This is a genomic window from Reyranella sp. (genome assembly GCF_052439685.1).
In the GTDB taxonomy this organism is placed as follows: Bacteria; Pseudomonadota; Alphaproteobacteria; order Reyranellales; family Reyranellaceae; genus Reyranella.
On the sequence record NZ_JBQVQG010000005.1, the window covers coordinates 267,402 to 275,654 of the forward strand.

The 8,253-nt window shown below is 67.2% G+C and carries 7 protein-coding genes; 6 read left to right on the top strand and 1 reads right to left on the bottom strand.

What is annotated here, in order from left to right; all coding sequences use genetic code 11:
- Positions 1-250 precede the first annotated feature (250 nt).
- A complete protein-coding gene (locus tag ACT6UX_RS09750) occupies positions 251-778 on the top strand; it encodes a CarD family transcriptional regulator (RefSeq protein ID WP_298315789.1) in 528 nt (175 codons plus the stop codon).
- Between the two features lie 97 nt (positions 779-875).
- The gene (locus tag ACT6UX_RS09755) at positions 876-1,685 is read left to right on the top strand and encodes a hypothetical protein (protein ID WP_444774953.1); all 810 of its coding nucleotides are present in this window, start codon (positions 876-878) and stop codon (positions 1,683-1,685) included.
- Here the strand turns inward: ACT6UX_RS09755 and ACT6UX_RS09760 are convergent.
- Positions 1,682-3,094: a M48 family metalloprotease gene (locus tag ACT6UX_RS09760; protein WP_444774954.1), complete on the bottom strand. Its 1,413-nt coding sequence runs from the start codon at positions 3,092-3,094 to the stop codon at positions 1,682-1,684. The two genes, ACT6UX_RS09755 and ACT6UX_RS09760, sit on opposite strands and share 4 nt — an antisense overlap.
- Positions 3,095-3,206: 112 nt before the next feature.
- On the opposite strand from ACT6UX_RS09760, the gene pip reads away from it, so the two are divergent.
- From pip to dnaK, 4 genes are all read left to right on the top strand, one after another.
- On the top strand, positions 3,207-4,217 hold the full coding sequence (gene pip / locus ACT6UX_RS09765; protein ID WP_444774955.1) for a prolyl aminopeptidase: 1,011 nt from the start codon (positions 3,207-3,209) through the stop codon (positions 4,215-4,217).
- Positions 4,218-4,244: 27 nt separating this feature from the next.
- A complete protein-coding gene (locus tag ACT6UX_RS09770) occupies positions 4,245-5,300 on the top strand; it encodes a TauD/TfdA family dioxygenase (protein ID WP_444774956.1) in 1,056 nt (351 codons plus the stop codon).
- Positions 5,301-5,378: 78 nt separating this feature from the next.
- On the top strand, positions 5,379-5,981 hold the full coding sequence (locus tag ACT6UX_RS09775) for a nucleotide exchange factor GrpE (RefSeq protein WP_444774957.1): 603 nt from the start codon (positions 5,379-5,381) through the stop codon (positions 5,979-5,981).
- A 224-nt stretch (positions 5,982-6,205) separates the two neighbouring features.
- Entirely contained in the window at positions 6,206-8,146 is a 1,941-nt protein-coding gene (gene dnaK / locus ACT6UX_RS09780; RefSeq protein ID WP_444774958.1) for a molecular chaperone DnaK, read from the top strand.
- Positions 8,147-8,253 lie beyond the last annotated feature (107 nt).

An 8,253-nucleotide genomic window follows, 5' to 3' on the forward strand; every position in this document is an offset into this window, starting at 1 on the left:
CAGCCATGCAGTTTCTGCATGGCTCGACCGTTGCTGAAATGCAACATATTACGCGACTCAACGCCTGAATTCTGATATGAGACTGCCGCTTGAAGCGGTCCGGGGTCCGGTCCGCCGCTCGCTCGGTGTCCACTTCGGTATCCGAAAGAAACCTACCGATGGCGTGACGCCGGGCCGAATACGCAGGGGAGCGTATGCGGTGGGTCGCGGTATCGCAGAAAGCGGGGCTGTTGTGAAGGGACTAGATGATATGGCCAAGCCGAAGAAGGCGCCCGCCAAGCCGAAGGAATATGCCTTCGAGAAGGGCGATTTCGTGGTGTACCCGACGCATGGCGTCGGCCGCGTGATTGATATCGAAGCCAAGGAGATCGCGGGTCACAAGCTCGACCTGTTCGTGATTTCATTCGAGCAGGAGCGCATGATGCTGCGCGTTCCGGTGGCGAAGGCGAAGATTTCCGGTCTGCGCAAGCTCAGCTCGCGCAAGATCATGGAAAGCGCGCTGGTGACCCTCAAGGGCCGCAGCCGCGTGAGCCGCGCCATGTGGAACCGCCGCGCCCAGGAATACGAAGCCAAGATCAACTCGGGCGACCCGGTGTCGATCGCCGAAGTCGTGCGCGACCTCCATCGCAACGCCGGCCAGCCCGACCAGTCCTACAGCGAACGGCAGATCTACGAGGCCGCGCTGGACCGGCTGGCGCGCGAACTCGCCGCGGTCGAACGGATCGACAAGGATCTGGCGACCCAGAAACTCAACAGCGTCCTGCAGAAGGTCGCCTAGACGGTCCTGGTACGACCATGAGCGAAAAGGCGGCCCGACATTTTCCTGTCGAGCCGCCTTTTTCATGTTCGGCCACTCGACGCGCGTCTCCTCGGTCATGACCAAAGTTGCCTCGATCGCCCGCCTGCGCGAAGGCGGCACCACGTGGGCGCTCGGCGCCCTGGCCGGCGACGACGCCGCGCTCGAGCGGCTGGGCAGCGCGCTGATGCAGCATTGGCAGCCCGGCGACCGGCTCGTGGTGCTGGGCAACATGCCAGGCGCCGCCGGCAATACGCCGCGCACGCTCGACCTCATGCTGCTGCTGCGCCGGCGCCTGCTGGCGAGGCCGGGCGCCGAAGTCGAGGATTTCGTCTTCCTGCGCGGGCCACAGGAGGAAATCTGGCACAAGGCGCTGCAGCTCCAGTTCGCGCTGGCGCCGCTCGATGTGCTCGACTGGATGCTGTCGCGGGGACTGGCCGCCATCATCGAGGCCTACGGCTATTCCATCGCCGAGGGGCGCATCGCCAGCCGCAACGGCCCCCGGGCGATCGCCCGCTGGACCTCGGGCCTGCGCGCGTGTCAGGCCGCCCGACCGGGCCACGCCGATCTCCTGAACGCCCTGTCCCGCGCCGCCTTCAGCGCCGACGGCCGTCTCGTCTTTGCCGCCAGCGGAGTCGATCCCGGCCGGCCGCTCGATGGGCAGGCCGATGCCTTCTGGTGGAGCACCCAGACCGACTCGGCCCTCGACGAGGCGCTGGGCAAGGCCGGCAATGGCGGCTGGCCCGCGATCGAGCGTGTCGTGCGCGGCACCGCCCCGTCCCGGAACGTCCCGCAGGACTCCGGCCGCGTCCTGACCGTCACGCGGGGCGCACCGGCCCTGGTGGGGCTCGATGCCGGCGGCAACGTGCGGGAGCGGATCGAAGCCTAAGGCTCGATGATCTTTATCTGCGCGCGGCTTGCGAGCTCGGCGGGTGTCTGCGCCGCGTTCAGCACGAGAAGACGTTCCATCTTGAGATCGGGATAGGGCATGCGGGCGGCGAGCTGTGCAGGCGTCGATCCCGCCGGCGAGACGATGCGCAGCCGGTACGGCCGCAGTGCTCCGGCTTCGGCCGGCGTCAGGGTGTGGAAGGTCCTCGCCGCCCGCACCATCTCGTCGATCTGGCGATCCTGGTTCGCGCCTTCGCTGACCAGCGCGAAGTTGCACACGCGATTGCCGTCCCGGATGACGATGTAGCGCGCCTGGCCAAGCCCGGTATCGGAGCCGCGCGGGCGAGCGCCGATCGCCGCCTCGTTGCCGTTGATCTCCAGGGTCTGGATGTTGGTGGGCGTGGGCTTCAGCTTGTTGCGCATCCAGTCGTCGAGCGGACCCGCAATCGAAGTCGACAGGCAGGCGAACAGCATCAGAGACCGGTCGCGGTTGACTGCCAGCACGCCGTCGCTGTCGTTGAGCAGGCGGAACCCCGGCGGCGCGGTGAAGGCGAGGCGCATCGTCGGGTGGAGGAAAGTGCGACCCCGGATGAAGCCTTCGCGCGGCGAATCGTCGACGGACATGCCGTCGATCGCCGCGAAGTAGCCCTTCTCGTTGGTTTCGCCCGGGGCATTCGCGAGCGGCAGGCCGGCAATGGCGGAGGTGCGTTCCATCGGCACGGGATGGGTCGACGCGGCACTCGGCCGATCGCTGACATCAGGCGACTCGCCCATGATTTGCGCTTCAAGCGAGCCCTGGCGACGCAGGCGCTCGATCAGGGACGCCATCGCATCGCCGCGATAGCCGGCCTTGACGATATAGCCGAGACCCAGACGGTCGGCCTCGAGTTCCTGTTCGCGCGAGTAGCGTCGCAGGGCGAGCAAGCCGTCCTGCGCCACCGCACGGCCGACGGTAACCGACCCGCTGGCGGCCGCCGCGCCGATCGCGGCATCGAGCACACCCTGACGCGCACGCGCGCGCTGCGCGGCGTGGCGCTGCACCAGATGGCCGAGTTCATGACCGACCGCTGCGGCAAGCTCGGCCTCGTTCTCCAGCAGGGCCAGCAAGCCTCGCGTCACGAAGACATAGGATTGCACGGCATGCGCATTGGCGACCGGCGAATCGAGCACGACGAAGCTGAAGCCGCCGACACCGGCAGCCGTCGCCACGCGCTGACCGACCTGTTCGACATAGGCCTGCAGACGGACATCCTGGTCGGCCGGGCCGACGAGCTTTTCGATGCCGCGGGGCAGGGCGGCCGGGCCGCGTCCGGTCGCCGCAGCCGAGGCTGAGGCGGACGGCTCTGCAGACGTGCAGGCAACGACGCTGGCCAGCAATGCGACCAGCGCCAGAATACGGCGAATACCCACGGATCCTCCTGGAACGACTCGACCTTAGACGCTCGACCGACGAGGCTGCAATCGCCTGCAAGGCTGGTACGAGTGCTGCCGCTATGGCAGTGATGCCTCCGAGGACAATCGCATGCCGCGTTCAGAGACCCCTCTTCGCTCCGACCTTTTCCCTGAGATCTCGCCCTATGCCAGCGGGATGCTGGCGGTCGACGGTCGCCACACGATCTACTGGGAGCAGAGCGGCAATCCAGAGGGGGTGCCGGTCGTCTTCCTGCATGGCGGGCCGGGCGCCGGCTCCGCCCCCGTCCATCGTCGCTTCTTCGATCCGCAGTTCTACCGGATCGTGGTCTTCGACCAGCGCGGCTGCGGCCGCTCGATGCCGCTCGGCGAGTTGCGGGACAACACCACGGCCGATCTCGTGGCCGACATGGAGAAGCTCCGGACGCATCTCGGCATTCCGAGCTGGCTGCTGTTCGGTGGCTCGTGGGGCAGCACGCTGGCGCTGGCCTATGGCCTCAGCCACCCCGGCCGGGCGACCGGCTTCATCCTGCGTGGCATCTTCCTGGGCGCGCGCCCGGAGATCGACTGGTTCCTCCAGGGCATGCGCACCATCTTCCCGGAAGCGTGGCGCGAGTTCGCCGAGCATCTGCCCGCAGAGGAACGCGGCGACCTGCTGGGCAACTATTATCGCCGGCTGATCGACCGCAATCCCGACCTGCACCGTCCGGCGGCACGGGCCTGGAGCCGCTACGAGGCGGCCTGCTCGACGCTCTACCCGACGGTGCGCGCACCGTTCGAGACCGACCACGGCGGCTTCGCGCTGGCTCTATCGCGCATCGAGGCGCACTACTTCGCCAACGGCACCTTCGTGCCGGAAGGCTGGCCCTGGGCCGGTCTCGATCGCATCCGCCACCTCCCCGGCACCATCGTCCAGGGCCGCTACGACATCGTCTGCCCGCCGGTGACGGCCGATGCACTGGCCCGCGCCTGGCCCGAGGCGCGCTACGTGATCGTCCCCGATGCCGGTCACAGCGCGCTGGAGCCCGGCATCCGCGCCGCCCTGGTCAACGCCACTGAGAGCTACCGTCTGTCGACCAGCGATACCGAACTATTCGCCCCGCGGTTTCCCTGGGACGCATAAGAAGACTGAACTGAGGAACGCCTGATCATGTCGTACGAACTCCCGCCGGAGCAGACCGGCGCCGCCGCCTGGTATGGACCCGAGATCGCCACGCGCGACGACTGGATGATGCCGCTCTCGGCCGCCGAGGTGGCCGAGGTCGAGGCGGCGACCCAGGCGCTGGTCGCGCGCGATGCCGACATCGCCGTGCTGAAACCGCAGGATTTCCCGCTGCCGACCCTCGGCGCCAGGCTGCGCTCGCGCGTCGACGACGAGGTGCTGAGCGGCCGCGGCTTCCTGTTGCTGCGCGGCCTGCCGGTCGAGCGCTGGTCGATCCGCGAATCGGCGACGGCCTTTTTCGGCCTGGGCGCCCATCTCGGCAGCGCCCGTTCGCAGAACGGCAAGGGCCATGTGCTGGGCCACGTGCAGGATCTCGGGCTCGACGTGAACGACCCCAACGTGCGCATCTACCAGACCCACGAGCGGCAGACCTATCACACCGATTCCTGCGACATCGTTGGGCTGCTCTGCCTCAAGACCGCGAAATCGGGCGGGCTGTCGGCGCTGGTGAGTTCGACCACGATCTTCAACGAGATGCGCCGCCGCCGGCCCGACCTGCTGAAGCTGCTGTTCCAGCCGATCGCCACCGACCGGCGCGGCGAGGTGCCGGAAGGACAGAAGCCCTTCTTCGAGATTCCGGTGTTCAACTGGCACCAAGGCTACCTGACCGCGATCTACCAGCGCCAGTACATCGACTCGGCCCAACGCTTCCCCGAGGCGCCGCGGCACACGCCGGAACTGGTCAAGGCCCTCGACCTGTTCGACTCGCTGGCCAACGACCCCGCACTGAACACGTTCATGGAATTCAAGCCGGGCGACGTCCAGCTGGTGCACAACCATACGATGCTGCACGACCGCACCGGCTTCGACGACTGGCCCGAACCGGAGCGCCGCCGCCACCTGCTGCGGCTGTGGCTGGCGGCCGATGCAGCCCGGCCGCTGCCCGAGATCTTCGCCCAGCGCTACGGTCAGGTAACCATCGGTGACCGCGGCGGCATCATCGTGCGCGGCACCAAGCTGCATGCGCCCCTGCAGGCGAGCTGAGCCAGTTGACCCGGGCCGGCCTCATCCCTAAGTGAAGGCCGCTTCGAGCAACCAACACACCACACAAAGGGACACACCATGGCCAGCGATCCATCCGCGGGCGGCGCCCCGGCGGATATGCCGGTCGACCCCGACAATATCGACATTCCGCCCCGGCCGGAGACCGCGGCCGAATGGCAGCGGCTCGTCGACCAGCTCCAGGCCGAGAAGGCCGAGCTCCAGGACAGGCAGCTCCGGGCTCTGGCCGAGGCGCAGAACGTGCGCCGCCGGGCTCAGCAGGATGTCGAGAAGGAGCGCAAGTTCGGTGTCGAGCGCTTTGCCCGCGATGTACTTTCGGTGGCCGACAATTTCGGCCGTGCCCTGTCGGCGCTGCCCGCCGACCTCGATTCCCTCGATCCGGCCATGCGCAACGTGATCGTCGGCATCCAGGCGACCGATCGGGAGCTGCAGTCGGTGCTGGAGCGCCACGGCGTCACCCGCATCGAGAGCCTCGGCAAGCCGTTCAACGCCGAATTCCATCAGGCCATGATGGAGGTCGAAAATCCCGACGTTCCGCACGGCACGGTGGTCCAGGAACTGATCCCCGGATACCTGATCGCCGGCCGGCTGCTGCGGGCCGCGATGGTCGCGGTTTCCAAGGGCGGCCCGGCCGCCGGCGCAGCGGCCGCCAACGCGAATTAAGGTGATGGCCGGCCTCGCCGGCCATTCCCCATGAGTCCGACCGGTAGTGCGCCGAACGGCACATTCCAGCGGAGATTTTGGTCCTCACGTCCATTGCAGGCAGGCGGACAGGACCTATATAGCCCCTGTCCTGACCCGGTTTTTCCGGCAGGTAACCACAGTACGGGGGCCGATCGGGCGCCTTTGGGCCCGGAACGGCTTGCCGAGGGAAGAGAGTAGAAATCATGGCGAAAGTCATTGGCATCGACTTGGGAACGACCAACTCGTGCGTCGCGGTCATGGAAGGCGGCGACACCAAGGTCATCGAGAATTCCGAGGGCGCGCGCACGACGCCTTCGATGGTCGCCTTCACGGATGGCGGGGAGCGCCTGGTCGGCCAGGCTGCCAAGCGCCAGGCCGTCACCAACCCGCTGAAGACCCTCTATTCGGTCAAGCGCCTGATCGGCCGTCGCTTCGACGACCCCATGGTCGCCAAGGAGAAGACGCTCGTCCCCTTCAAGATCGAGAAGGCCGCGAGCGGCGACGCCTGGGTCGAGGTGAATGGCGAGCAGTACAGCCCGAGCCAGATCTCGGCCTTCATTCTCGGCAAGATGAAGGAGACGGCCGAGGCCTATCTCGGCGAGAAGGTCGAGCAGGCGGTCATCACCGTCCCGGCCTACTTCAACGACGCCCAGCGCCAGGCCACCAAGGATGCCGGCCGCATCGCCGGCCTCGAAGTGCTGCGCATCATCAACGAGCCGACGGCCGCGGCGCTCGCTTACGGCATGGACAAGCGCAAGACCGGCACGATCGCGGTCTATGACCTTGGCGGCGGCACGTTCGACGTGTCGATCCTCGAGATCGGCGACGGCGTGTTCGAGGTCAAGGCGACCAACGGCGACACCTTCCTGGGCGGCGAGGACTTCGACCAGCGCATCATCAGCTACCTGGCCGACGAGTTCAAAAAAGAGCAGGGCATCGACCTGCGCAACGACAAGCTCGCCCTGCAGCGTCTCAAGGAAGCGGCCGAGAAGGCCAAGATCGAGCTCTCCAATTCCAAGGAGACCGAGATCAATCTGCCGTTCATCACGGCCGATGCCAGCGGTCCCAAGCATCTCGTGCTCAAGCTCTCGCGTGCCAAGCTCGAGTCGCTGGTCGACGACCTGGTGCAGCGGACGCTCGAGCCCTGCAAGGCGGCGCTCAAGGATGCCGGCCTTCAGGCCGGTCAGATCGACGAGGTCATCCTGGTCGGCGGCATGACGCGCATGCCGAAGGTCATCGAGGTGGTGAAGCAGTTCTTCGGCAAGGAGCCGGCTCGCAACGTCAATCCCGACGAAGTCGTCGCGGTCGGCGCAGCGGTCCAGGCGGCTGTGCTGAAGGGCGAGGTCAAGGACGTCCTGCTGCTCGACGTGACGCCGCTGTCGCTCGGCATCGAGACGCTGGGCGGCGTGTTCACGCGCCTCATCGAGCGCAACACGACGATCCCGACCAAGAAGAGCCAGACCTTCTCGACGGCCGACGACAACCAGACGGCCGTGACCATCCGCGTCTTCCAGGGCGAGCGCGAAATCGCCGCCCAGAACAAGATGCTGGGTCAGTTCGATCTGGTCGGCATCCCGCCGGCACCGCGCGGCGTGCCGCAGGTCGAGGTCACGTTCGACATCGACGCCAACGGCATCGTGCAGGTCTCGGCCAAGGACAAGGCCACCGGCAAGGAGCAGCAGATCCGCATCCAGGCTTCGGGCGGCCTCAGCGAGGCCGACATCCAGAAGATGGTGAAGGACGCCGAGCTGCATGCCGAGGAGGACAAGAAGAAGCGCGAGCTGATCGACGCCCGTAACCAGGGCGAGGCGCTGGTCCATTCGACCGACAAGCACCTGAAGGAGTACGGCGACAAGGTGAGCCCCACCGAGAAGGCCGAGATCGAGGGTGCGCTCGAAGGGCTGAAGACGGCCCTCGCGGGCGAGGACGTCGAGGCCATCAAGGGCAAGACCAACGACCTGACCCAGGCCGCGATGAAGCTCGGCGAGGCGATGTACAAGGCCCAGCAGGCCGAAGCCCAGGCGGGTGCCGCCGGGACGGCGGCCGGCGGGACGGGTGGCGGCGCGACCGACGCGAAGGGCGAGAAAGTCGTCGACGCGGAGTTCGAGGACGTCACCGACAAGAACAAGAAGACGGGTTCCTGATCAGGGACACCCGGACGAACGAGACGGCCTCCCGCGCGAGCGGGAGGCCGACCAGGAAGGGGCCAGGGGGGGCTGCGTAGAGCGGTATGTCGCAAGACGTTTACGAG